This is a genomic window from Streptomyces sp. SCUT-3 (genome assembly GCF_014083985.1).
Classification (GTDB): domain Bacteria; phylum Actinomycetota; class Actinomycetes; order Streptomycetales; family Streptomycetaceae; genus Streptomyces_H; species Streptomyces_H thermolineatus.
Genome location: NZ_CP046907.1, coordinates 878,552 through 904,069 on the forward strand (window position 1 = coordinate 878,552; position 25,518 = coordinate 904,069).

The 25,518-nt window shown below is 74.1% G+C and carries 19 protein-coding genes and 1 riboswitch; of the genes, 5 read left to right on the forward strand and 14 right to left on the reverse strand.

The genetic code is table 11. The features are described 5' to 3' along the window. Positions 1–1,116: 1,116 nt before the first annotated feature. The 11 genes from GQS52_RS03915 to GQS52_RS03970 form a co-directional block, all read right to left on the reverse strand. A complete protein-coding gene (locus GQS52_RS03915) occupies positions 1,117–1,254 on the reverse strand; it encodes a hypothetical protein (protein ID WP_182311669.1) in 138 nt (45 codons plus the stop codon). 1,041 nt (positions 1,255–2,295) lie between these two features. Beyond that, positions 2,296–2,544, reverse strand: coding sequence for a hypothetical protein (locus GQS52_RS03920; RefSeq protein ID WP_182311670.1), 249 nt, complete (start codon positions 2,542–2,544; stop codon positions 2,296–2,298). Positions 2,545–2,603: 59 nt separating this feature from the next. Next, on the reverse strand, positions 2,604–3,869 hold the full coding sequence (locus tag GQS52_RS03925; RefSeq protein WP_182311671.1) for a hypothetical protein: 1,266 nt from the start codon (positions 3,867–3,869) through the stop codon (positions 2,604–2,606). 576 nt (positions 3,870–4,445) lie between these two features. Continuing rightward, positions 4,446–7,139 (reverse strand): hypothetical protein, encoded by a 2,694-nt coding sequence (locus GQS52_RS27460; RefSeq protein ID WP_182311672.1) that lies wholly within the window; start codon positions 7,137–7,139, stop codon positions 4,446–4,448. Positions 7,140–7,629: 490 nt separating this feature from the next. Continuing rightward, positions 7,630–8,064 (reverse strand): hypothetical protein, encoded by a 435-nt coding sequence (locus GQS52_RS03940; protein ID WP_259370565.1) that lies wholly within the window; start codon positions 8,062–8,064, stop codon positions 7,630–7,632. Then, entirely contained in the window at positions 8,055–10,283 is a 2,229-nt protein-coding gene (locus GQS52_RS03945; protein ID WP_182311673.1) for an ATP-binding protein, read from the reverse strand. Before GQS52_RS03945 ends, GQS52_RS03940 begins: the two co-directional genes overlap by 10 nt. A gap of 23 nt (positions 10,284–10,306) precedes the next feature. Then, positions 10,307–10,954: a DUF4255 domain-containing protein gene (locus GQS52_RS03950; RefSeq protein WP_182311674.1), complete on the reverse strand. Its 648-nt coding sequence runs from the start codon at positions 10,952–10,954 to the stop codon at positions 10,307–10,309. Continuing rightward, a complete protein-coding gene (locus GQS52_RS03955; RefSeq protein WP_182311675.1) occupies positions 10,951–11,733 on the reverse strand; it encodes a hypothetical protein in 783 nt (260 codons plus the stop codon). Before GQS52_RS03955 ends, GQS52_RS03950 begins: the two co-directional genes overlap by 4 nt. Beyond that, positions 11,726–12,601, reverse strand: a complete 876-nt coding sequence (locus GQS52_RS03960; RefSeq protein WP_346268224.1) for a hypothetical protein — start codon at positions 12,599–12,601, stop codon at positions 11,726–11,728. Before GQS52_RS03960 ends, GQS52_RS03955 begins: the two co-directional genes overlap by 8 nt. An 11-nt stretch (positions 12,602–12,612) precedes the next feature. Beyond that, positions 12,613–13,137, reverse strand: a complete 525-nt coding sequence (locus GQS52_RS03965) for a phage tail protein (protein ID WP_182311676.1) — start codon at positions 13,135–13,137, stop codon at positions 12,613–12,615. A 7-nt stretch (positions 13,138–13,144) separates the two neighbouring features. After that, complete coding sequence (locus tag GQS52_RS03970; protein WP_182311677.1) at positions 13,145–14,992, reverse strand: phage tail sheath C-terminal domain-containing protein; 1,848 nt, start codon at positions 14,990–14,992, stop codon at positions 13,145–13,147. 546 nt (positions 14,993–15,538) lie between these two features. After that, positions 15,539–15,598, forward strand: a riboswitch (guanidine-III (ykkC-III) riboswitch). A 40-nt stretch (positions 15,599–15,638) separates the two neighbouring features. Here GQS52_RS03970 and GQS52_RS03975 point away from each other — a divergent pair. Together GQS52_RS03975 and GQS52_RS03980 are read left to right on the forward strand one after the other, a co-directional pair. Beyond that, the gene (locus GQS52_RS03975; protein ID WP_182311678.1) at positions 15,639–15,953 is read left to right on the forward strand and encodes an SMR family transporter; all 315 of its coding nucleotides are present in this window, start codon (positions 15,639–15,641) and stop codon (positions 15,951–15,953) included. A gap of 191 nt (positions 15,954–16,144) precedes the next feature. Continuing rightward, positions 16,145–17,503: a M14 family metallopeptidase gene (locus GQS52_RS03980; protein ID WP_182311679.1), complete on the forward strand. Its 1,359-nt coding sequence runs from the start codon at positions 16,145–16,147 to the stop codon at positions 17,501–17,503. A 95-nt stretch (positions 17,504–17,598) separates the two neighbouring features. On the opposite strand, the gene GQS52_RS03985 is transcribed toward GQS52_RS03980, so the two are convergent. Next, on the reverse strand, positions 17,599–18,081 hold the full coding sequence (locus GQS52_RS03985) for an Lrp/AsnC family transcriptional regulator (protein WP_259370566.1): 483 nt from the start codon (positions 18,079–18,081) through the stop codon (positions 17,599–17,601). 136 nt (positions 18,082–18,217) lie between these two features. Here GQS52_RS03985 and GQS52_RS03990 point away from each other — a divergent pair, with 136 nt between their 5' ends. Continuing rightward, positions 18,218–19,381, forward strand: a complete 1,164-nt coding sequence (locus tag GQS52_RS03990) for a PLP-dependent aspartate aminotransferase family protein (RefSeq protein ID WP_182311681.1) — start codon at positions 18,218–18,220, stop codon at positions 19,379–19,381. After that, entirely contained in the window at positions 19,378–21,804 is a 2,427-nt protein-coding gene (locus tag GQS52_RS03995; RefSeq protein WP_182311682.1) for a pyruvate dehydrogenase, read from the forward strand. Before GQS52_RS03990 ends, GQS52_RS03995 begins: the two co-directional genes overlap by 4 nt. A gap of 57 nt (positions 21,805–21,861) precedes the next feature. On the opposite strand, the gene GQS52_RS04000 is transcribed toward GQS52_RS03995, so the two are convergent. Then, positions 21,862–23,493: an ABC-F family ATP-binding cassette domain-containing protein gene (locus GQS52_RS04000; RefSeq protein WP_182311683.1), complete on the reverse strand. Its 1,632-nt coding sequence runs from the start codon at positions 23,491–23,493 to the stop codon at positions 21,862–21,864. Positions 23,494–23,621: 128 nt separating this feature from the next. Between GQS52_RS04000 and GQS52_RS04005 the strand changes: the two genes are divergently transcribed. After that, on the forward strand, positions 23,622–24,551 hold the full coding sequence (locus GQS52_RS04005) for an alpha/beta hydrolase (protein ID WP_182311684.1): 930 nt from the start codon (positions 23,622–23,624) through the stop codon (positions 24,549–24,551). A 14-nt stretch (positions 24,552–24,565) separates the two neighbouring features. Here the strand turns inward: GQS52_RS04005 and GQS52_RS04010 are convergent, their stop codons facing one another. Then, positions 24,566–25,402 (reverse strand): hypothetical protein, encoded by an 837-nt coding sequence (locus GQS52_RS04010; protein ID WP_182311685.1) that lies wholly within the window; start codon positions 25,400–25,402, stop codon positions 24,566–24,568. Positions 25,403–25,518 lie beyond the last annotated feature (116 nt).

Below are 25,518 nucleotides of genomic sequence, written 5' to 3' on the forward strand. Positions count from 1 at the left end.
CCGCAGTCCTATGGCCACCGCCGCCCGGATCGGGTTCAGCTCCACGTCGAACCCCTCGGTGACGGCCAGCTCCGTCAGCCGCACCGGGAGGACGCGTTTGCTCCCCCAGGTGAACAGCGTCAGCGGCGACTCGACCGGGGTGATCTCCAGCGCCCCGCCGCCGCCAGCGCCTCGTTCTCCCGCAGCCGCGCGCCGGAGGGGTGACCAGCATCTCCAGTGCGGCCAGCTGCGGGTGAATGCCATGAGGCGCGGCGACGTCCAGCTGATCGGTGGCGTCGATCTCAGCGGTGAACTTCCACGTCTCGACGGCCGGCCCCTTCAGCCGGAGCGCCTCCGTGCGGTCCCCCGCGCCCTCCGCACCGGCGGCCTGCGGGGCCAGGGTCCGCTCCAGCGTGTCCGGGTTGAACTGCAGCACGACGATCCCCTGCGGCGTCCCCCGCTCGGGATCGACGAACACCAACCCGGACCGGATCGGTTTCGGTATGTCCGCGTACCGGGTCATCCGGCCTCCCGATCTCCGTCGATGCCTTGGAGGATCACTCCGGCCTGACTTCTCAGAACCTCTTCGGGGTCATTTTCATGACATTTTTCACTAGTTCGCGAAACTCTCCCCATCGAGAATAGGAAGTGGCCCACAGCCCTGCCCAACGAATTTCCGGATCCTCATCAGAAATTGCATTCTCGATCACTTCGTAGAATGACCGATCAAACCCTGCGGGAGCCCCGACACCGGCCCGCAGGACCGCCCTCATCCGATCGCCCTTCTCCTGGCAGGACCGCGCCTCCGTCACCAGTTCGGAAAGTCCCCACGGCTTGAAATTCTCCTCGACGGAACGCTCGATTCTCTCCGCACTCTCCGGGGGGCGTCCCCCGACGGAAAGGATCGAGCAACCGGACCGCGAGTCCTGACATACTGGAGGATCAGCCCCGGGATCACTCTCCAGGCCACGTCCCGAACCACACCCATGGGTTCGTCACTCGACTCGTCCTTCACCATTTCAAGGCCCGCTTCCTCGGCGAACCGCATGATCCGCTCCTCCGTGCAGAAGTCACGGAGCACCATTCGACGACTCACGTACCGCTCGCCGGAATCGCGCACTTCAGATCTCCCGTCGACTACTTGAGGCCGTACACGTCGAGCAGCCACTCGCGATCACCGAGCAGCTTGTCCAACCCTTCAATCATCTCCTCGACCCTACCCGCCTTGGCCTGTTCGGTGGTCAGCACGCCTTCAGCCACAAGAAGGGCGACCACCGTTGTCGCGCATCTTCCTGACCTCGGATTCAGGAGTTCCCACGCGTTGCCTTTCGGCCTGCACCTCCTCGTTCGTTATGTCCTTCTTGTCGACCGACCCTTTACCGTCTTCCGTCTTGTAAGGGCGTCCTGAGCCAGGCTTGATTCTTGTAATGCGCGGCGGGCCCTGCCGCCGCACTCTTCCTGATGTTTTCGATTTCCGCTTCCACGACCTTCGCCGCTTCGGAGAACTCTTGCTCCCCTGCCACCCCCGGAGACTTTTCATACTTACGAACCAAAGCATCCATCCTCTTCAAGCGCGCGGCGATTTTTTTGACATAATTGCGCGTCCCCGAAGAAACGCGAACCGCTCCCGAGGATGTCATTGGACCCCCTCGCAGAACGTCGTCAGAATTTCGCAATCCTTGTTCAATGAGTTTCAACTCGGCGGGACCGACCAAAATCATGAGCTCCACTCGGAGTGATTCGGCAATACTCCTCACCACAGCTATCTGCGCAGGCAAACTGGCGGCCGTTCGGAAACTTTTCGATATCGTGCACGTTCCTGATCGTCTGGAGTCCGTGAGCACCGAGATCCGCCCCTCTCCCTTCTTCCCTCGCCGCCTTTGCCATATTTCCGTACGAAGAGATGGATGCGGGGTCGATGTCTTCACTCGGGTCCGGTTCCACCAGCAACTCGCCGGCCGGGTCAGATTTCGGACCCTTTGTTCGGACGATGTGCAGAGGGTGACGTTTCCCACCCGGTACCGAATACTTTCCCCCTTCTCCAGCCCTTTGAATTCCGCATCGTTACGCATCGTGGAGTACAGTCCGAGAAGTGACCCTTGGCTGTTCTTCTCCGCATGCTCGACAGCCTGCTTGACGTACTGGAGAACTCTCTGTTCGAAGTCTTCCTCTATGGCTTCCTTCCGTTGTCCAGCGCAGGAAGCCTCGGATTCAGGTATGCCTCGACCCCAAATCTCTTCTCCCCCGTCGAAGAAAGTCCGGTCAACCGGTACCAGGCCCGCATGCTTGCGAGGACTGCGCTTAGGACCGGCCCCTTCACTCCCTTTCCCAGCAGCGACTGAAGCCGGGGCCTGATACGCGCCACGATTCTCGCCAGCCGTGCTTGCTTGGCCTCCGGGGAGTTTCGCGCCGGTTGCGCTCGTCGCGGCGGCGGCGGAGCTGTTCCTGGCGGATCTTCTGCTGCCGGCGCAGGAGGTCGCGGCGGCGGCTGTAGGCGTCGCGCATCCTGCGGGCGCTGTTGTCGAGGGCGCGGCCGATCCTGCTGCTGCGGAGCTTGCGGCCCATGGCCCGGCCGGCGGTGCGGACCCGGCGCAGGGCCGCCTCGACCGTCCGCCTCGCCCGCTTCAGGGCGCGCCCGGCGGGCGAGGTGGGCCTGCGGCGGGGCGTCTTCCTCGCGGAGCGGCCTCGGGCGTCCGCGGCTGCTGCTCCGGCTCGCGGTCCGGTGTCCGGTCGTCCGCCCGGCCGGGACCGCGGGTGTCGGTGCGGGGCGGGCGGGCGTCCGGGCCCGCGGCCCGGGCCGGCGCCGGCCGTGACGCGGTCGGGCGGGCGGGCCGCGGCGGTGACGGTGGTGCGGCCGGGGCCGCGGCGGGCGGCGGGGGTGCCGGACGGGAGGGGACGCGCGGGCCCTCGGGCCGGCCGCGGGCCGCGGCAGAGGCGGCCATCGCCCGGTTGGCGGCGCGCAGGCCCTGCCGTGCGCGGTTGATGTCGCCGCCGAGCGCCTTGCGCGGTCCCCTCGCGGTCTTCTCCAGTGCCTTGGTGATCCTTCGGGCCATGGCCTTCAGGCGGGTGCCGACGCCCTTGGCGGCCGTCTGCAGCTTCGCGAGCAGGAAGTTGGTGATGAAGTCGAGCAGGGCGACGACGCCCGCGGCGACCGCCTCGGCGAACAGGCAAGCGGCGTTGCCCCCCTTGACCGCCTTGAGGAATTCGAAGAACTTGCCGAAGGCCGCGACGATCCGGCTGACGGTGTCCCAGGCCGCCATCAGTCCCTGAATGATCGTCAGGACGGCGCCCGCGGCCGGCACGATCATCGAGACGACCTTCTCGACGACGATCGAGACGATGATCCCGGGCAGGGAGGCGACGACCGCCTCCCACGCCATCCGGCCGATCTGCGCCATCGACATGCAGCCCTTGACCAGGGCGTTGACGACGGCCGGGCCGATGCCCCACTGCCTGGAGCTTCTCGTCGAACCACTGCCTGACCGCGCTCCGGACGGCTCCCCACAGGTGGTTCTGCACGCCTCCCGCGCCGAGCCGCCGAGGTTGGCCAGCCAGCCGCCCGGGTCCGGTGCGATGTCCGCGACCAGGGCCGCGAACTGCCCGAACGCGGCGACGGCCTGCCGGGCGAACTCGATCGCGCCCACCACCGCGTCCCGCACGACGGCGACCGCCGCCCTGAGCCCGGCCTCCAGCGCGTCGAGCAGGGCGCTCAGGCCGGCGGCGAGGAGGTCGAGGAGTTTGTTCACGGCCTCCTTGAGGCGGTCGGCCCACTCGTTGACCTTGTCGATCGCCGCGTCGCGCCACTCCTCGATCCTGTTGCGGAACTTCTCCCGCAGCTCCGGGAAGGCCGCGAGCAGCACGTCGCCGATGGCGACGAGGGCGTCCGCCACCTTGTTGATCAGGTCGACGGCGAACTTCCGGGCCGCCTCTATCGCCTTGTCGACGAACGTGCGGAAGCCCTCGATGAGGGAGTTGACGGCCCTGCGGGCGGCGTCGAAGACGGCGGTGACCGCGTCCAGGAGGGCGTCGAAGGCGGCCTTGACCTTGTCGGCGATCCAGCCGAGCCAGCCGGAGGACTCGTCCTTCTTCTCCTCCTTCTTCTTCCGGGCCTCCTCCTCGGCCTTCTCCCGCTCCTCCTGGATCTTCCGGTTGTCCTCGTCCTTGCGCTCCTCGACCTCGGTGTCGGTGTCGGTGCGCTTCTTCCGGATCTCCTTGTTCTTCTCGCCGTGCTCCTTGCCGGCGTCCTCCTCGGCCCTGGAGAGCTCCTCGTCCTGCTCGGCCCGCCAGTCCTCGCGGGCCTGCCCGACCCGCTCGGCGAGCCCTCGCGCTCCCCGGCCTGGGCCTCGGCGTTCTCCGCCTCGGCCGGTCGATCTCGCCCTCGGTGCGCAGCCTGGCCCCGGCCTCGCCCCGTTCGTGCTCGGAGCGGGCGGTGGACATGTCGCCCTGCGCCCGGCCGACCGACGCCTTCACCCGGTCGCCGCGTTCCTGCTCGGCGACGATCGCCACGCCCCGCTCGACCCGGTCCGCGCCCGTGGCCCGCTGTCCCCGTCCGCCCCCGGAGTCCCCTGCGGGCACCTCGGCGGTGAGCGTCTCGGGCGGGACGTCGGGGTAGACCTGGTCCTCCCCCATCCCTTGGCGGCGTCCTCCCGGCCGACCTCCAGGATCCTGCCCGAGGTCTCCTCGAGCTTCCCGAGCTGCTTGTCGGTGCGCTCCGGGTCGCTCTCCCCGGTCAGTTCGACCTTGGGGGCGGCGCCGACGGTGGTGTTCAGGGCCGGGTCGGTGTCGGGGATCCCGTCGACCGCGGCCTGCATGTTCTCCACGTCGCGGGCGCTGACCCGTTGTCCGCGCGCTGGGCGACGACGGGTCTGCCGACCTGCTCGGTGGGCCTGCGCCCCTCGGCCTTCTTCCCCTTCGCCCTCTCCTGCTCCCCCTTGCCGTCGGGGCCGATCCGGTCGACGCGTTCCGAGACGGCCTCGGCCGGGGCCTCCGCCTCCGGCGGGCCGGAGAGGGTCCGCGGCGCGCCGGACGGGCGCTCCTCGGTGGGAGGAGGAGCAGCTTCCAGCTCCGCACGGTCCTCGCCGACCGAGCGGGCGACCGCGCCGTCCGCGCCGTCCAGTACGGTCTGCGCCCGGTCCAGGGGGACGCTGCCCGCGGCGGCCACGGCGCTCTGCGGGTCCTGGCCGGAGACGTCCGGGGGCTCGGGCTGCTTCTCCTGCTCCCCTCCGCGGCCTCCGCCGCCGCCGGCGCAGCCCCCCGGACCCTCCTCCCGGCCGGTGGTCGGCTGCTGCGGCCCGCGCAGCCGCCGCCGCCCGGTTCCAGGGAGGCGTCGGGGGCCGCCCGAACGCCCGCCGGCGACTCGTTCTGCTCGGCCGCGGGTCCCGGGGCGGCCGAGGAGTCGGGGCCCGCGGCGGCAGCAGGCCCTGCCGCAGCGGTGCCACCGGCCGGCGTTCCGGCAGGGCCACCGGGGCCGGTACCGGGCGCGGTCCCGCGGGCCCTCCGGGCGGCGGACTCGCGCCCGGCCGCCGGCTCGGCGCCCGCCCGCACACCGGCCGGGTCCCGCAGGGACGGCGGAGCGGGAGCCGCGGAACCGGCGGCGGGCGCGGAGGAGGCCGCCCGAGGCCGGCCGCCTCGGACTCCGACCCGGCATCGGGGCCGGCACCGGGTCCGTGGCCGGACACCTTCCGGTCCTCCCGGGTGTCCTCCGGGCCCTCCACGTCCTCCGCGTCCTCGTCCGGCTCGGGCCCCGGAACCGGTTCCGCGTCCGCCCGGGCCGACGCGCCCGGATCCGGGCCGACCTCCTGCTCGACCGGCTTCTCGGGTTCGAGGTCCCGGGCACCGCTCTCCCGGGCCTCCGCCACCGGGCCGCCCGCGGGGGCCCCTCCCGCGCCTGCGGGCGCGGCCAGGGGCTCCGGGCCGGTCTCCCCCTCCTCGGCGGCGTCCTCGGCCTCGGCCTCCCTCTCCGCCTGCACCTGCTCGGCCCTGGTGGGCGGCGGTGCCGGGAAGGCGGGCGGCCGGGCGGACGGCGGGGCGCCGCCGCCGGAGAGGTCGATCCGGTCGGCCGTCGGGACGGAGGAGACGTCGAGGTCGGTGTCGGGGAGGAAGTCCTCGGGCTTCAGCTCGACGTCGGCGACGCCTTCGACCGCCTGCCCGCTCCCGCCGTCCGCCGCGTCGATCTCCTTGCCCGCGTCCGCCTCCAGGCCGAGCGGCTGCTCCTCCTCCCGCGGGTCGCCCTCCTCGTCGTCGATCCCGTGCTGTTCGAGAGGGCTGTCGTTCTCACCGGCGATCCGGTCGACGCGCTCCGGGCGGACCGGGCCGGGCTGTCCGGCCGCCCTCGGGGCGATCTCCCTCGGCACCGACCCCTCGGCGGGCTCCTCCTTCTTCTCCTTCTTCCCGTCTTCCTCCGCGGCCGTTTCCGCCCGGAGACGCTCCTCCTCGGCAGGCTGCTCCTCGGCCTGCGGCCCGCCCCGGGCCGCACCGCGCTCCGGCGCCCCGCCGGGCCGCTCCTCGGCCGCGGGCTGCTGCGGTGCGGCCGGTCCGGCCGGAACCGCTTCGGCAGGAGCCTGTTCGCCCCGGTCCTGCCGGTCCTGCCCGCCCTGCTCCCTGCCGCCTTCGGCGTCCGGCGCGGGCCGTTCCGTCTCCGCACCGCCGGGCCGTGGCTCCGGCCGCCGCTCCTGCGGCGGTTCCGCACCGGGGTTCTTCTCCGCCCCGTCGGGGCGTTCGGTGTCCTGCTCCTCCTCCCGGCGGGCGTCCTCGGTGACGTCCTCCTCGTGCTGCTCCCGGTCCCGTTCGACGTCCTCCGCCCGGTCGCGTTCCCGCTCGGTGCGCTCGGCCCCCTCGACCACCGGTTCCGGGGCCCGCGCGGGGCCGGCCGCCTCGGGCCCGGCCCCGGCGTCCTCGACGAGGTCGAGGACCCGGTCGTACGCGGAGGAGGGCAGGCGGTCCTCGATGCGGTCCAGGACCGATTCCTGCAACTCCGGGGAGAGACGGGCGATCTGGAGTCGGACACGGCCGGAGGAGTCGGTGGGGTCGCCCCGCAGGGAGCGCAGGATGCCCGCGGTGAGGCGGTCGACGAGGGTGGCCGGGTCGAGGCGCTCGGTGCGGTGGCGGTCGGCGTCGACGGTGGCGTAGCGCAGCCAGCCGGGGGTGGCCTGCCGGGACACGTCGGCGCCGCGCCCCGGTCCGGGGTTCGTGTCGCCCCGGGCTCCCGCCTCGGCCTCGCGCTCGGCCGCGTCCTGGGGAAGGCTGACGGCTCCCAGGTCCCGGCCGGCGCCGAGGGCGCCGAGGGAGTGCGGGGCCTGGACGGTGTGCAGGAGTTCGTGGGCGAGGAGGCGGCGGCCGTCCTCGGTGCCGGGCGGAAGGCGCCCTCGCCGAAGAAGATCTCCGTGCCGACGGTGACGGCGTCCGCGCCGAGCAGGCCGGTCAGGGCGGCGGCGTCGCGGTCGGTGTGGACGCGCACGCGGCTGAAGTCGTGGCCGAGGCGGGCCTCGAGGTCGCGGCGGGTACCGGGGTCGAGGGGGTGGCCGGCCCCGCTGATGATCTCCTGAGGTTCGGGAGTGCGGGCCCCGGCCGTCTGGGGCTTGCGCCGGTTCCCCCTCGGGCCCTGCCGGCCGGAGTCCCGGCCGGCGCGCGGTGCGGGGGCGTGGACCTGGCTCACTGGCGCTCCCTTCCGCCGGCGGCGTCCGCTCCGGTGCGGCGGTCGCCGCCGCCGGCCAGTCCCACGTGCACCGCGCGGGCCAGGGCCTCGCCCAGGCGCCGCGGGGACGTGGTGGCGGGCAGCGGCGGCAGTCCGGAGAGGACGTCCGGCGCCGTGTCCCCGAGGACGGCGGCCGGAACGCCGTACTCGCCCACCAGTCGGGTCAGTTCGCGGCGGAAGGCGTCGGTGACGCGTTCGTGGTCGAGACGGCCGAAGCCGGTGAAGGCCAGTTCCCCGATCTCGATCTCGATGCGGGCCGGGGCCCCGGGAGGGCCGCCCGCCCGCCCGCGCGGCGCGGACGGCGGCTGCGGATGCGCCCGGGGCGGCGGCAGCGGTTGCGGATGCGCCCGGGGCGGCTGCGGCAGCGGTTGCGGCTGTGCGTTCAGGCCCATCCGCGCACCTCCGCGGGGGTCAGGGAGCGTTCCAGCTTGAGGTATTCGGTGCGGGCGGCGGCCAGCAGGTGCCGCATCCGCAGCGGACCTCCCTCGTCGGCGGCGAGGAAGGCGCCGGCCAGGGCGATGTTGCGGATGGAACCGCCCGCGACGGTGAGCTGGGCGAGCAGGTCGTGGTCGATGCCCTCGGAGGGCACCTGCGCGGGAATGACGCGCCGCCAGATCTCGGCGCGCTCGGGGACGGCCGGGAAGGCGAAGTCGACGACGAAGCGGATGCGGCGCATGAACGCCGTGTCCAGGGCCTTCTTCATGTTGGTGGTGAGCACGGCCAGGCCGCGGTACGCCTCCATGCGCATCAGCAGGTAGCTGACCTCGAGGTTGGCGTACCGGTCGTGGCTGTCCTTGACCTCGCTGCGTTTGCCGAACAGGGAGTCGGCCTCGTCGAAGAGCAGCAGGGCGCCGCCCCGCTCCGCCGCGTCGAAGACCCGGCGCAGGTTCTTCTCCGTCTCACCGATGTACTTGCTGACGACCTGCGAGAGGTCGATGACGAACAGGTCGACGCCGAGCTCGCCCGCCATGACCTCCGCGGCCAGCGTCTTGCCGGTGCCGGAGCTCCCGGCGAACAGCGCGGTCACACCGAGTCCGCGCCGCAGCACCGCCTCGAAGCCCCAGTCCTGGTGGACGGTGGCGCGCTGCCGGACGTGGGCGACGATCTCGCGCAGGATCCGGCGCTGCCGTTCGGCGAGGACGAGGTCGTCCCAGCCCGCGCGCGGTTCGATGCGGCGGCCGAGTTCGTCCAGGGCCATGCGCGCCTCGGTGAGCCCGGCGTGCCAGGCGAGCCCGCCGGCGCCCGGGCCCGGTCCCGGTCCCCGGCCGGTTCCGCCGTCCTCTTCCGTGCCCTCCCCCGCCCGTACCGCGCGTCGGACGGAGTCCGCCGCGGAGCGGATGACGTGGGCGGGCAGGGAGAACTGGGCCACCAGCGCGCGCAGGTCCTGCTCGGAGACGCCGGGCACGTCCGCGAGGGCGGAGGTCCAGACGGCCAGCTGCTCCGGGGAGGTGAGGTCGGGGACGGACAGGCGCTCGCGGCCGGTCGCGGCGGCGGCCGGGCGGGGCTCGTCGGAGGCGACGGCGACGGGAACGGCCAGGTCGGCGGTGAAGGCGTCGGCCGCTCCCGGGCCCTGGACGGCCCCCGGCCCGGCGGCGGCCCGGTCGGCGCCGGGCGCGTCGGGCATCTCCACCAGCAGTGCCGCGGGCAGCAGGACGGCCTCGCGCTGCCACAGGCGGGAGAGCCGGTCGCGTTCGGCCGGGTCGACGGGCAGGTCGCCGGCCTCGACGCTGTAGAGGCCCAGGCCGGAGAGGCGGGCGGCCGCGGCTGCGACCTCCAGGCGGGTGCGGCGGTCGGCGCCGGTCAGCTCGACGTGCGGCGGGCCGTCCGCGCGGGCGGAGGACCAGGCCGCGGCGATCCGGCGGGCGGTGAGCCCGTGCGGGCCGGGGAGGTCCTCGGGGGCGGCGGCGCGGCGGACCAGTCCGTGCAGCCGGACGTCCAGGTAGGGGGTTCCGGTGAGGAAGTGCAGGATGCGCTCGTCGATGCGCAGGCGGGAGCCGGTCGGTGACGCCTCGTCGTCCAGGGCGACCAGCTGCCAGCGGCGCAGTGGTGCGACGGGGGTCAGGGCGCTCCAGTGCGGGCCGGGGAGGGCGGCGAGGGCGAGGGAGAAGGTCGGGTACGGGCGCTCGGGACTCCCGCCGGCGGCGGCGCAGCGGGCGGCGGCGGTGGGGTCGAGTTCGGTGGCCGCCGCCAGGACGAGGGTGTCGCGTTCGAAGGGGGTGAGCCCGAAGCAGGAGCACAGGGTCTCCAGCGCGCTGCGGGCCTCGGGTTCGGGCGTGGCGGCCGGCGGTACCGGGGCACCCGCGCCGGCGCGGCCGGTGGCCGCCGAGGACGCCCGGGCCGCGTGGGCGTCGACGTGGCCGAGGACGGCGAGGACCGCGGCTGCCAGGGCGCGCTGGTGCACCCCCTCCCGCGTTCCCTGCGGGACGGCCCCGGGGCTCCCGGCCGAGGACGCCTTGGCCGACGACGCCTTGGCCGACGACGCCTTGGCCGAGGCGCTCCTGCTCCGGGCGGCCCCGGTCGCGGACGCCCGGGGGGCCCGGCCCGTCCGCCGTCCGCCCGTACCGCCGCCGGTGCTGTTGTCGCCGGTGCTGCCGCTGCCGCGTGTGGTCATGGCTCCCTGTCCCCCGTCCCCGGTCAGTCCGTCGCCGCGCGGTCCGCGGTGGTGGCGCCCGTGCGGGGCACCGCGCGCACGGTGCGGGTCCGCACGGGCTTGGCCGGTACGGGCTCGCCCCCGCCGTCGACGAGGACGGCGGACGCCTGGTAGCAGACGGACAGCGCGTGGGGAGTCTGGAAGAGGGTCGACCACAGCTTGGACATCTCGTCGACGTCCATCTGGGTGGGGGTCAGGCGCACCCGCTGGGGCGAGTCGGCCAGGTCGGACCCCTCCAGGAACGGCCGGGCCGCGACCGCGGCCTCGAGGACCTCCCGGGTGAGCAGGGGTGTCTCGTGCAGTTGCCGGACGACGCAGCCCAGCAGGCGCTGCGCGACGAGCTGGCCCTCGTCGCCGTAGCAGCTGATGAGGTAGTGCAGGTCCAGGGCGGTCGACGGCCTGGTGAGGAGCGTGGCGCCGTCGGGGCTGCGGGTGGGCAGGTCGCGGTTGCGCAGGGCCGCGTTGGGGGTGACCTGGTAGAGGTGGACGGTGATCGTCGGGTCGGGCGGCGGCTCGGCCGGCGGTCTGGCCGCCCTGACCTCGACCGCGAGGGGCATGTCCGGGGTCAGCGAACCCGCGATCGCCAGCCGCAGCGCCTCGGTGGCGTGGGCGACGGCCAGGAAGTTGCTCACCTGCGGCCTCCCTCGCGGGACAGGTAGCCGTCCAGGCTCAGCGCGGGGGCCGGGCGTGCGGGCCGGGGCCCGTCGTCGTCGCGGCGGGCGGCAGCCGGGGTCCGGCCGGCCGCGGTGACCTCCAGCCTGCCGATGCTGACGTGCACGACGCGTTCGACGGGCCCGCTCCGACCGCGCCGCCGGCCGCCGCCGGTCCTTGCGCCTTCGCCGCCGTCGGCCGGGGACCGCTCGGGACGGGAGGAGGGCGCCGGGCGGACAAGGGCCGGGGCCGCACGGCGCGGCGGCACGGCGGTCTCCGCGCCCGCGCGGGGCGGCCGCCCGTCGGGGCCGCCCCGTCCGCCGACCGCCCGGCGGGCGGGCCCGGGGCGGGCGGCCTCGGGCGCGGCCGGGGCGAGGGACGCCGCCGGGACTCCGGGCGGCGGGACGAGGAGCGGTGCGGGCCCGAGCGGTACGGGCAGCGGCTGCCGGTCCTGCCGCTGCGGGGCCGGCGGGTCCGCGGGGGCGGTCCGGGGGCGCCCGGGCCGTTCCTCCCGGCCGCCGGGGGCGAGGAGGAGGGCCGGCGGGAACGGCGGTACCGCCCCGGTCGCCGTTCCCGGGGACGCGACGGGCGGGACGTCCGCGGGCGGGGCGGGGCGGGCGCCGAGGGTGTCGATCCTCTCGAACGGCCCGGGCAGGCGCGGGCGCACCCGGGCGACGGCCCCGCCGCCGGACGGGCCGGGGGCGCCGCCGGCCGCGTCCGGTGCATGGCGCGCCAGCAGACGGTCGAAGAAGTCAGGCATCTGCGCACAGCTCCAGGTAGTAGCGGCGCCGCAGCGGGCTGAGCGCCAGGATCTCCGCCTCGCTCCAGCCGTAGGCGGTGGCGAGCAGGTGGACGTCGGCCAGGGCGGTCCTCGCCCACGCGTCGACCTCGGCCCACAGGTAGGAGGCGATGTCGAGCTCGGCTCTGGTGGTGCTGCCGCATTCGGGGCAGGGGACGTTGAGCACCACGTCGGCGCACGGGTCGGCCTCGGCCGCGGCCCGTGCCATGCGCTCCTGCACCGGGCCGGGGAGGTCCTCGGGCCGGACCGGTGCTCCGTCCCTCCCGGCGCTCAGCACCGTGCGGGACAGCAGTACCGCACGGGCCCGGTCGGGCCCCGCCTCCTCGGCGGCGGCGACGTCCGCGGCGGCGGGCGGTACGAACCGGACCTCCCAGCCGTCCGCCTCCACCGTCAGCGGTTCCGCGTCGGCCTCGGCGGAACCACCGGCGTTCCCGCTCCCGGCCGCACCGGCCGCACCGGCGACACCGGCCTCACCGACCACTCCCGCGGGGTCGAAGCCGAACTCCATCTCCTCGGCGCACTCCCCGCAGGCCACCCGTACGTCCATCAGGTCGCCGAAGAGCGAGCGGCGCAGGGCGAACAGGTCGGCATCGCGCCGGCCCACCGGTGTCCGCAGCAGCTCGTCGACGGCGGCGTGCGGCCGGGCGAAGCCGTGCAGCAGCAGTGCGCGGCCGGCCGGCCCGGCCGCCAGCCCTGCCTCCCAGACGGCGACCAGGGCCGCAGCGCCGCCGGGCCCGGTCTCCCGGTCCGACGACGACGGCGGCTGCCCCAACGGCTGCTGCTGCAACGGCTGCTGTCGCAACGGCTGCTGGGCTCCCGGCTGCTCCACGTGCGGCCGCCCTAGGCCGGCTGCTGGAAGGAGGGCTCTTCGGGCTCGGCGACCTCGTAGTCCCGCTCCCAGCCCTCGCACTCGAGCTTCAGGCTCTGGATCGCCACCGCGTTGGCGTTGGCGTCCATCTCGCCGAGGATCTGGTACTCGCTCGGCCAGGCCCGGTAGAGCTTGTGGGCGACCGCGACCTGCCCCGCCTCGTTGAGGACCTGGATCACCAGGTCCTTGCGGAAGTCGCGCAGCGAGACCTCCGCGCCCCGGCCCGCACCGACCTGCCAGACCTTGTTGGCCCAGCGGTCGAACTCCGGGTCGTGGGTGACGCCCCGCTCCAGGGTGACGGCCTCGAACTCGCTGCGTCCCGGGGACTTCCGCGGGGAACTCGGGTCTCCGCCGTTCCGGTGCTTGACCACTTCGGTGGTGCGCTTGAGCGGACTTATCTTGCTGATTCCGGCGACGACGCGCCCGTCCCAGACCACCAGGAACTTGAAGTTCTTGTAGGGGTCGAACCGATGCGGGTTAACGGTGAACTCGGCCATGGAAATCCTAAACCTCGAACTGTCCAGCCATCTGCTCGATTTTCACGACGACGAATTCCGCAGGTTTCACCGGCGCGAATCCGACGACGACGTTCACCACTCCCCGGTCGACGTCCTCCCGGGTGGTGGTCTGGCCGTCGCACTTGACGAAGTACGACTCGCGCGCCGAGGAACCCCGGAAGGCCCCCTGCTGGAACAGCGTGTGCAGGAACGCCCCGACGTTGAGGCGGATCTGCGCCCACAGCCGCTCGTCGTTGGGTTCGAAGACGACCCACTTGGTGCCGCGGTACAGGCTCTCCTCGATGTGCAGGGCGAGGCGGCGCACGGGGACGTACTTCCAGTCCGAGTGCAGCGCGTCCGCGCCCTCGAGGGTCCGTGCGCCCCACACCACGGAGCCGACTACGGGGAAGGTGCGCAGGCAGTTCAGGCCCTGCGGGTTGAGCAGGCCGTTCTCCCGGTCGGTCAGGGGCACGGTCAGGGCACGGACCCCGGCCAGGCGGGTGTCGGTGCCGGCCGGTGCCTTCCACACCCCGCGCTCGCTGTCGGTGCGGGCCATCACTCCGGCCACCGCCCCGGAGGGCGGGAAGGCGCGCAGCCGGCCGGTGAGCGGGTCGACCGTCTCCAGGTGCGGGAAGTACAGGGCGGCGTGGCTGCTGCGCACGGGGTCGAAGGCCGCGATCCCGGCCCGGGCGGCGTCCACGCTGCGCCAGGCCGCGGGGGCGTCGGCGACCAGGAACATCCGCTTGTCCCGGCACAGGGCCTCGGCGGCGGAGAGCACGGTGACCATGTCGTCGGTGCTGTCGTAGCCGGCGACCTCGGGGAGGACCAGGAGGTTGACGTCCTCGACGAGGCGCAACGCCTGGATGCCGTCGGCCCCGGCCTCGCTGCCGATCAGGTCGACGGGGCCGGGCGCCTCGCCGTCCGCCCCGCCCGCCGGGGCGAAGGCCGGCGGGTTGGCCGATGCCTCCAGGCCCAGGTCGTTGGCCGCCTCGCCGAGGAACCGGACGGTGTCGGCGGGGTCGGTGGAGCCGGCGACGACCCGCAGCCGGCGGCCCGAGACGGTGACCCGGGTACCGGCGAAGGCGCGGCGACCGGGCGCGTCGGGCAGGGCTCGCAGCTTGCGTTCCAGCAGCAGCGCCAGTTCCGCGACGCCGGCCGGGGCGTCCCCGTCGCGCCCGGGGTCGTGGAGGGTGAAGGTCCTCGCGGTCCCGCCGATCCTGACCTCCACCTGCCGGTCCAGCCGGGGCAGTTCGGCGGGGAAGGGCTTGGAGACGGTGCCGGAGGGATCGGGCGTCCCGGAGCCCTCGGCGGCCGCCTCGACCAGGGAGGACCCGGCGTTGACCACGGTCGGGGCGAAGCGGGGGTGGTCGCTGTCCATGGACAGGCCGTCGAACGACTCGCGCAGACCGCCCGCGGTGTCGAGGACGCGGAGGTTGAAGGTCTCCCCGGGCTGCGGGGTGTCGTGGTCGACGGCGATCCGCAGGCCGGCGCCCCAGGCCCCGGGCTCCTTGGCGGTGACCGTCAGGGAGGGCGCCTCGGCGCCGTCCCGGGTGGAGGCCAGGGTGACGGCGGCGCAGGTGCCGGTCCCCTCCTTGGTGACCCGCACCACGACCGCGGAGGAGCCGCCGTTGAGGAAGAACTGCTGGACGGCGTGGCCGAGCGGGCTGCTGCGGTCGAGTCCGCCGAACCGGCGTTCGTAGTCCGCGAATCCGGACACCGCGACGGGCCTGTTGACCGGGCCGCGGCGGGTGTGCCCGACGAAGGCGGTCACCGACGTGGTGACCGCCGCGACGGTGCGGACCGTGCTGGAGAGTTCTTCGATGTAGACGCCGGGATACGACGGTGTCGTCGGCACTCCTCCTCCAATCCCTCGGGGCACCGGGAGGCGTGGGAGGAGGAAGAAAGACGCATCGGCAGGCGGACGCGGTGATTTCCGTGCCGGGGCGACTCACCAGTTCCCCCGTCATGACCCCTGCGGCATGTGCCGCGAGGGGCTCGGGCTGTCGCCCGAGACGCCTGGTGTGTCAGTGCGCTCAAATTCTGAGATCGGTTCGGTAAATCTGTCAAGGAGGCCGGAAGATCGCCTTACGGAGGTAAACAGCCGAATTCACCGGCGATTCGGACAGCAGCGAAGATCTTTTCCCCGTGATCGCGGAACCTCTTTTACCGCTTTCACCAGGAGTCCTTTTCGCGGCCGCGCCGGGCGTGCGCGGCAGCGCGTCGTGGCCGGTTCGGGCCGTCCGGGACCGGCCGGTTCCGGGTCGTCCTCACACGACCCCCACATCCGGGCACGGTCCGCGGCCGCCTTCCTCCCGCGCCTTCCCGCGCCTTCCCGCTCCCTCCCGCGCCCTCCCGCGCCCTCCCGCGCCGCCGGGCGCCGCCGGCCGCCCGTGCTACGTTGGCCGAGGCTGTGACAGCCCCGGACGAGCGCGTCGTACCCGGCACGACAAGACGGCGCAGTTGATGCAGAGACTGCCGACACTGCGAGAGGTGCCGTCACCGTGGCCTGGTTCGTTCTGATCGTCTCCGGAGTCCTCGAGACCGTGTGGGCGGCGGCGCTGGAGGCGTCCCGTTCCTTCAGCCGCCCGCGTCCCACCGTCCTGTTCGTGGTCGCCCTCGTGCTGAGCATGGGCGGGCTGGCCTACGCCCTGCGCTCGCTGCCCCTGGGCACCGGCTACGCGGTGTGGGTGGGGATCGGCGCGGCGGGGGCCGCCGTCTACGGCATGGTGGCGCTCGGGGAGCCGGTCACCGCCGCCCGCATCGTCTGCCTGATGCTGATCGTCGCCGGCGTCGCCGGCCTCAAGCTCCTGCACTGACCCCACCGCCCCGGCCGCGGGGTCCGTCCGGTGCGCCCGGCCCGCCGCGTGCGGGCCGGGGTCCCGGCGCGGGCCCCTGCGCGGGCACGCGCCGCCTTATTGACGGGCTCATGACATGGCGGCATCATCTGCTCCGTACATGCAGCGCACGCCCCCCACTCGTCGCACCGACCACATCAGGAGGACGGTTCATGCGACTCCACCGGCGCGCACGGCGCGCTTCGGCGACCGCCGCCCTGCTCGCACTGGCCCTCGCCGCGTCCCTGAGCGGCCAGGCAGGCGCCTCCCCCGCTTCCGCCGACGGCGCCCCGGCGGCCGTCGCGGGCTCCCCCGCGGACGAACAGGTCCGCCAGTACACCGTCACCGGCCCCCGGACCGCCGCCGAACGCACCGCCGTCGCCCGCACCGGCGCGTCGGTCGACGCGGTCCGCGAGGGCTCGGTGGTCATCACCGCGGACGCCGCGCAGGCCCGCGCGGTACGGGCCCTCGGCCACCGCCTGACCGCCCTGCCCGCCCCCTCCGGCACCGACGGCACCGACGGTTCCGGCACGGTCGGCACCCAGGACTTCCCCGGCGCCGACTCCGGCTACCACAACTACGCCGAGGCCGCGGCGGAGATCAACCGGCTCGTCGCCGCGTCCCCCTCCATCATGAGCAAGAGGGTGATCGGAAAGTCCTACGAGGGCCGGGACATCGTCGCCGTGAAGGTCAGCGACAACGTCGGCTCGGACGAGAACGAGCCCGAGGTGCTGTTCACCCACCACCAGCACGCCCGCGAGCACCTGACGGTCGAGATGGCGATCTACCTGCTGCGCGAGCTCGGCGGCAAGTACTCCACCGACAGCCGGATCAAGAACGCGGTCGACGGCCGCGAGATCTGGATCGTGCCCGACCTGAACCCGGACGGCGGCGAGTACGACATCGCCACCGGCACCTACCGCAGCTGGCGCAAGAACCGCCAGCCCAACTCCGGTTCCTCGTACGTCGGCACCGACCTCAACCGCAACTGGGACTACAAGTGGGGCTGCTGCGGCGGCTCCTCCGGCTCCACATCCAGCTCCACCTACCGCGGCTCGGCCCCCGAGTCGGCCCGCGAGGTGAAGGTCCTGGCCGACTTCGTGCGCAGCCGGGTGGTCGACGGGAAGCAGCAGATCACCGCCTCCATCGACTTCCACACCTACAGCGAACTGGTGCTGTGGCCGTTCGGCTACACGTACTCCAACACCGACACCGGCATGACGGCCGACGACTACAACACCTTCGCCACCTTCGGCCGCACCATGGCCGGCACCAACGGCTACACCCCGCAGCAGTCCAGCGACCTGTACATCACCGACGGGTCCATACCCGACTGGCTGTGGGGGAAGCACCGCATCTTCGCCTACACCTTCGAGATGTACCCCGGCCCGAACGGCTCCTCCGGGTTCTACCCGCCCGACGAGGTCATCGATCGGGAGACCAGCCGCAACCGCGAGGCCGTGCTGCGGCTGCTGGAGAACGCCGACTGCATGTACCGGGTGATCGGCAAGGAGCAGCAGTACTGCTCCTGACCCCGCCCCACCCGCTCAGCCCGCTCACCCCGCTCAGCCCGTCACGGCCCGCCGCGCCCCGCGCGCGGCGGGCCGCCGCGCGTCCGCGCCCCGGGTCAGAGCGCGGACAGGGCCGCGGCGCCCCGGCGGTGGGTGAAGATCAGGCTGGTCTCGGTGTGCTGGATGCCCGGGTGCGAGGTGATGTGGTCGAGGATGAAGTCGCGCAGCGCGTCCGCGGAGGAGGCGGCGACCCTGAGCAGGAAGTCGTTGCCGCCGGAGAGGTTGAACACCGATATCACCCCGGGGAGTCCGGCGGCGTGGTCGAGGAAGCTGTCGACCTGGCCGCGGGTGTGGGCACCCAGCCGGACGGCGATCATCGCCTGCAGGGGCAGGCCGAGCGCGGCGAGGTCGATGTCGGTGTGGTGGCCGTGGACGATCCCGCGCTCGCGCAGGGCGCGGATGCGGCCCAGGCAGGTCGAGGGCGCGATGCCGACGGCGGCGGCGATCGCGTTGTTGGGGGTGCGTGCGTCGCGGGCGAGCACCCGCAGGATCCTGCGGTCGGTCTCGTCCAGCTCGGCCGGTCGCATCTCGTTCGGCACGGGGCCCTCCCTGTGACGGCGGGGCGAAGGAAAATCGGAGTCGTGCGCCTGCTGGAGAATATTATTCCCACCCATTGGCCCAGCTCCGCGCCATGTTCATAATTTCACCACCTCTTCAACGTCGAAAGGTGGTCCCATGTACGGGCTGGACAGCCAGGCGGTCCACGCAGGACGGGCGGATCTGGCCGCCCTCGGTGTGCACGTCCCCCCGCTGGACCTGTCCAGCACCTCGCCCCTGCCGGACGTCGAGTCCGGCGGCGACTCCTACGAGTCGATGGCCCTCGGCGGCGAGCCGACCGCGGGCGGCAACGTCTACGCCCGGCTGTGGAACCCCACGGTGGCCCGGTTCGAGGAGGCCCTGGCCCAGCTGGAGGGGTGCGACAAGGCCGTGGCCTTCTCCTCCGGCATGGCCGCGGTGACCGCCTGCCTGCTGGCCGCCGCCGCCGAGGGACGCCGCCACGTGGTCGCGGTGCGCCCGCTGTACGGCGGCACCGACCACCTGCTGGCCACCGGCCTGCTGGGCACCGAGGTCACCTACGCGCCCGCCGACGGCATCAGCGGGGCGCTGCGCCCGGACACCGGGCTGGTGATCGTCGAGACCCCCGCCAACCCGACCCTGGAACTGGTCGACCTGACGGCGGTCGCCGAGCAGGCCGGCGACGTCCCGGTCCTGGTCGACAACACCTTCGCCACCCCGGTCCTGCAGCAGCCCGCGCGGCACGGCGCGACCCTGGTCCTGCACAGCGCCACCAAGTTCGTCGGCGGACACGGCGACGTGGTCGCCGGCGCGGTCGCCACAAGCGTCGAGTGGGCCGCCCGCCTGCGGCGGGTCCGCGCGGTCACCGGCGGCATCCTGCACCCCCTGGGCGCCTACATGCTGCACCGCGGCCTGCAGACCCTGCCGGTGCGGGTGCGCGCCCAGCAGGAGGGCGCGCGCGCCGTCGCCGCCTGGCTCGCGGAGCGCCCCGAGGTGGAGCGGGTGTACTACCCGGGCCTGCCCGAGTGCGACCCGCAGTCCCTGGTGGGCCGCCAGATGTCCGGCCCCGGCTCGCTGCTCGCGTTCGAGGTCGCCGGCGGCTACGACGCCGCGGCCCGCACCGCCGCCTCCTGTCGCATGATCACCCACGCGGTCTCCCTCGGCGGCGTGGACAGCCTGATCCAGCACCCGGCCTCCCTCACCCACCGCCCCGTGGAGCCCCACGCGCGCCCCGCCGCCGCGGTGCTGCGCCTGTCGGTCGGCCTGGAGAACCCCGAGGACGTCTGCGCCGACCTCGAGTCCGCCCTGAAGGAAGCACGATGACCACCCTGTGGACCCCTGCGGCCCCGGACGCCGTCCCGCAGCCCGCGGACGCGCCGTCGGAGGAGCTGCTGCGCTCGATCCAGCAGCGGGTGCTGTGGCTGTCCACCGCGATCGTGCACCACGCCAACCGGGTGCGCCCGAACCCCTCCGGCCTGAAGGTCGGCGGCCACCAGGCCTCCAGCGCCTCCATGGCGAGCATCATGACCGCGCTGTGGTTCGGCGACCTGACCTCCGCCGACCGGGTCTCCGTCAAGCCGCACGCCTCCCCCGTCCTGCACGCCATCAACTACCTGCTGGGCGGCCTGGACGAGAAGTACCTGACGACCCTGCGCGAGTTCGGCGGGCTGCAGAGCTACCCCAGCCGCACCAAGGACCCCGACCGGGTCGACTACTCCACCGGCTCGGTCGGCATCGGCGCCACCGCACCGATATGGGGCGCGACCGCCCGCCGCTACCTCGACGCCCACGCCGGCGCGCTGGGCGCGGCCGCCGAGGCCCGCGGGCGGCAGATCTCCCTGGTCGGCGACGCCGAGCTCGACGAGGGCGCCTGCTGGGAGGCCCTGCTGGACCCGGGCACCGCCGGGCTGGGCGAGGTCATGTGGGTCGTCGACCTCAACCGGCAGTCCCTCGACCGCGTCGTGCCCGTGCAGACCGCGCAGCGCTACGAGCGGATGTTCCACGCCGCCGGCTGGCAGGTCGTCACCCTCAAGTACGGGCGCCGCCTCGGCGAGCTGTTCACCCTCCCCGGCGGCGACGCCCTGCGGCACCGGCTCGACACCATGAGCAACGCCGAGTACCAGCGGCTGCTGCGCGCGGACGGCCCCCGTCTGCGCGAACGCCTCCCCGGCACCGGGGCCGCGGCCGGGGAGGTCCGCAGGCTGATCGGCGAACTGGACGACATCCGCCTGCGCGAGGCCGTGCGCGACCTGGGCGGCCACGACCTGTCCGCCCTGCTGTCGGCCTACCGCGCCGCCGAGCCCGGCCGGCCCACCGTCGTCCTCGCCTACACCCTCAAGGGGTTCGGCCTGCCCACCGAGGGCCACCCGGCCAACCACTCGGCGCTGCTGTCCACCGAGGACGTCCACGCCCTGGCCGCGTCCTGCGGCATCGACCCGCAGCACCCCTGGCAGCGCTTCGCCGAGGGCAGCGCGGAGGCCGAGTGGTGCGCCCGCACCGCCGGACGCCTGGCCCGGCCCGAGCCGGCCGCCGTCGCCGCACCGGCACCCCCGGCCGACTTCGGCCGCCCCCACAACGGCCGCTCCTCCACCCAGCAGGCCCTGGGCCGCCTGCTGCTCGACCTGACCCGCTCGGCCCCCGAGGTCGCGCGCCGGGTCGTCACCGTCAGCCCCGACGTGGCGTCCTCCACCAACCTGGGCGGCTGGCTGAACAAGGTCGGCGTCTGGTCGGAGGAGGAGCGCACCGACTGGTTCGCCGACGACGCCGAGACCGTCCTGCACTGGCGGGAGGGGCGGCAGGGCCAGCACCTCGAGCTGGGCATCGCCGAGACCAACCTGGTCGGGCTGCTCGGCGAGCTGGGGGCGACCTGGAGCCGGTGGGGGCAGCCGCTGCTGCCGATCGGCGTGCTGTACGACCCGTTCGTCAACCGCGCCCTGGAGCCGTGGACGTACGGCGTCTACGCCGGCGGGCAGTCGATCCTCGTCGGCACGCCCTCGGGCGTGACGCTGGCGGGCGAGGGCGGGGCGCACCAGTCGGTCACCACGCCGTCGATCGGCCTGGAGCAGCCCGGCGTGCTCGCCTACGAGCCCGCCTTCAGCCAGGACTTCGAGTGGTGCTTCCTGCACGCCCTGTCGCGGCTGGGACGCCCGGACGGCACCTCCTCGTACTTCCGGCTGTCCACCCGGCCGGTCGACCAGCGCCTGGCCCGGGTGCCGCAGGACCCGCGGGAGCGGGAGGAGCGGCGGCGGCAGGCCGTGGCCGGCGGCTACGTGCTGCGCGAGGCCGACGACGCCGCGGTGACGATCGCGGCGATGGGCGCCGTCGTGCCCGAGGCGCTGGCCGCCGCCGACAGGCTGGTGGCGGCGCACGGGATACGGGCCCGGGTGGTGTGCGTGACCAGCGCCGACCTGCTCTACCGGGCCCTGCAGAACCGCCGGCACGCCGACGCGCCCCCCGGCGGGACGGACGGGACGGACGGGACGGACGGGACGGACGGGTCCGCCGGAGCGGGCCGTCCCGACATCCTGGCGGAGATCCTGCCGCCGGAGCGGGCGGTGCCGATGGTCACCGTCCTGGACGGCCACCCGCACACCCTCACCTTCCTGGCCACGGTCGACAGGGTGCCGGTGGTCTCGCTGGGCGTGAGCGGGTTCGGGCAGTCCGGCTCGCTGGAGGACGTCCTGAGCCACCACGGCATCGACGCCGCCGCGATCGCCGCGGCCGCCGCGGGCCTGGCCGGCCGGTAGCCGCACCGCCGCGTCCGCCCGGCCGTCCCCCGCGGGGGACGGCCGGGCGGACGCGGTTCACACGATCCGGCCGTCCTCGACCCGCACGTGCCGGGTGGTGTGCACCGCCTGCAGCATGCGGCGGTCGTGGGTGACCAGCAGCAGCGTGCCGGTGTACGAGGCCAGCGCGGACTCCAGCTGCTCGATGGCCGGCAGGTCCAGGTGGTTGGTGGGCTCGTCGAGCACCAGCAGGTTCACCCCGCGCCCCTGGAGCAGGGCGAGGGCCGCCCGGGTGCGCTCGCCGGGCGAGAGCGTCACGGCCGGGCGCAGCACGTGGTCCGCGGTGAGGCCGAACTTGGCCAGCAGCGTGCGCACCTCCGCCGGGCTCGTCCCCGGCACGGCCGCGCCGAAGGCGTCCAGCAGGGTGTCCGGGCCGAGGAACAGGCCGCGGGCCTGGTCGACCTCGCCGACCACGACGCCGGGGCCGAGGGCGGCGTGCCCCTCGTCCAGCGGGAGGCGGCCCAGCAGAGCGGCGAGCAGGGTGGACTTGCCCGAGCCGTTGGCGCCGGTGATCGCCACCCGGTCGGCCCAGTCGATCTGCAGGTCGACCGGCCCCAGGGTGAAGCCCCCGCGACTCACCCGCGCCCCGCGCAGGGTCGCCACCACCGCGCCGGCCCGGGGCGCGGCGGCGATCTCCATGCGCAGCTCCCACTCCTTGCGGGGCTCCTCGACGACCTCCAGCCGCTCGATCATCCGCTCGGTCTGCCGGGCCTTGGCCGCCTGCTTCTCACTCGCCTCGCTGCGGAACTTCCGGCCGAGCTTGTCGCTGTCGGTCGCCTTGCGCCGCGCGTTCTTGACGCCCTTGTCCATCCAGGACCGCTGCATGCGGCCGCGGGCCTCCAGGGCGGCGCGGGTGCCGGCGTACTCCTCGTACTCCTCGCGGGCATGGCGGCGGGCGGTCTCGCGCTCCTCCAGGTAGGCGCCGTAGCCGCCGCCGTAGGTGTTGACCTGCTGCTGGTGCAGGTCGAGCTCGACGACGCGGGTGACGGTGCGGGCGAGGAACTCGCGGTCGTGGCTGACGACGACGGTGGCGGCGCGCAGCCCGGTGACGAACTTCTCCAGCCGCTCCAGCCCGTCCAGGTCCAGGTCGTTGGTGGGCTCGTCGAGGAGGAAGACGTCGTAGCGGCTCAGCAGCAGCGAGGCCAGCCCCGCGCGCGCGGCCTGCCCGCCGGACAGGGCGGTCATCGGCAGGTCCAGGCCCACCCGGAGACCGAGCGAGTCCGCGACCTCCTCGGCCCGCTCCTCCAGGTCGGCGCCGCCGAGGGCGAGCCAGCGCTCCAGGCCGGCGGCGTAGGCGTCGTCGGCGCCGGGCGCGCCGTCCACCAGGGCCGAGGTGGCGGCGTCCAGGTCCGCCTGGGCGGCCGCGACGCCGGTGCGCCGGGCCAGGAAGTCCCGCACGGTCTCGCCGGGACGGCGCTCCGGCTCCTGCGGCAGGTGGCCGACGGTGGCGGTCGGCGGGCTCGGCCGCACGCCGCCCGCCTCCGGGGCGTCGAGCCCGGCGAGCAGGCGCAGGAGCGTCGACTTGCCCGCCCCGTTGGGTCCGACCAGTCCGACGACGTCCCCCGGGGCGACGACCATGTCCAGCCCGGAGAACAGCACGCGGTCGCCGTGGCCCGCGGCGAGATCCTTGACGACGAGAGTGGCACTCATGAGGCCACGATCCTACGGGCCCGCCCGCCGCTCTCCTCCCCGGACCGCCGCGAACGGACCGGGCGGTCGCCGCATGAGCAGTGCCCTCCGGGGCAGGGGGAACCGGACGTCCGAGGTCGGGAGGGTGCGTGTTCGACGGTTTCGAGCTGACGCGGTGCGAGGGGGACGGGGCGCGGTTACGGGTGCGTCACGGCGGCAGCGGTCCTGCGGTGCTGCTCCTGCACGGGCATCCGCGCACGCACGCGACCTGGCACCGCGTCGCCCCGCTGCTGGCCGCGTCCGGTCGCACGGTGGTCTGCCCCGACCTGCGGGGCTACGGCGGGTCCGACAAACCCCCGACCGATCCGCAGCACCGCCCGTACTCCAAGCGCGCCATGGCCGCCGACTGCCTGGCGGTCATGCGCCGGCTCGGGCACGAACGGTTCGCCGTCGTCGGGCACGGCCGGGGCGCGTACGTGGCCGCCCGCCTCGCCCTGGACCACCCGGAGGCCGTGTCCGCCGTCAGCGTGCTGGACGCCGTCCCCCTCGGAGAGGCACTGCGGCGCTGCGACGCGACGTTCGCCGCGAGCTGGTGGCACTGGTTCTTCCTCGGGCAGACCGACAAGCCCGCCGAACGCGTCATCAACGCCGACCCCGACGCCTGGTACAGGGCCACCCCCGAACAGATGGGCGCCGAGGCCTACGAGGACTACCGGCGCGCGATCCACGACCCGGCCACCGTGCACGCCATGTGCGAGGACTACCGGGCCGGCCTCGGTGTCGACCGGGAGCACGACGACGCCGACCGGCGGGCCGGCCGGCGCATCGGCTGTCCGCTGCAGGTGCTGTGGGCCACCCGCGACGACATGGCCGACCTCTACGGCGACGTGCTGGGCGTCTGGCGCGACCGGGCGGGCGACCGGCTGGACGGCGGCCCGATCGCCTCCGGCCACCACATCGCCGAGGAGGCGCCCGAGGAACTCGCCGTCGCCCTGCGCGGTTTCTGGCGGAACGCCGGAGGGAGCGGCCCCCGTGCGGAGCGCACGGCCGGCCGGCCCGGAGGCGGACCGGCCGGCTGAAGCGCCCGGCCGCGTCAGCCGGTGCGGCCCTCGGCCAGGGCGCGGACGGACGCCTTCATCGCCTCGACGAAGGCGTCGCGCGCCTCGGGGCCGACCCGGTCCAGGGACAGGTAGGGGTTGAGGTCCTCCAGCTCGACCAGGAGCAGCTCCCCCTCCCGGGTCCGGCACGCGTCGACGCGCTGGATGCCGTGGGACAGGCCGTTCCAGGCGACGAAGCGGCGGGCGAACTCCAGGTCCGCGTCGGTCGCCGCGTACGGCTCGAGCTCCCACCGCCGGGCCGTGCGCGGTGCATGCAGGGCGTACTGGAAGGCGTCGTCGACGAAGTAGAAGGACACCTCGTGACGGAAGTCGACGCGCGGCTGGACGAGGACGTCGCCGAACTCCACGTCCGCCAGCCGCTCGCGCCCGACGATCTCCAGACCCACCGAGTCCGCGCCGAACCTGGGCTTGACGACGTACTCGGCCGCCTCCGGCAGCCGGTCCAGGTCCTCGCGGCGGTCGGCGGTGGGGATGACCGGGTACCCCTGGGCGCTGAGGTCGGGCAGGTACTGCTTGCCGGCCATGTCGCCGCGGCCGGTCAGCGGGTTGTACACCCGGGTGCCGCGGGCGAGCGCCTGCTCGCGGAAGGCGTCGTACTCGGCGCGGTAGTGCAGCACGGGTCCGCTGTTGCGGACCACGACGGCGTCGAAGCCGCCCATGAGCGCGGCCGCGTCCTTCGGGTGGCACAGGGCGAGGTCGAAGTCCTCCCGCAGCCGGGAGGACAGGAATATGTCCTCGTCGCAGTAGCGGCGGCCCTTCGCCGGGTAGGCGAGGTCGGTGACGTAGAGGATCGTGGGGCGGCCGGACGGCATGTGTTCTCCCGGAGGTCGCGGCGGAGCCGCCAACCTACAGCCGCGCCGGGCGGCGCCCGGGAGCGCACACGCGTGAGGACCGGAACCGTTTCCGGTTCCGGGCCTCACGCCGTGAG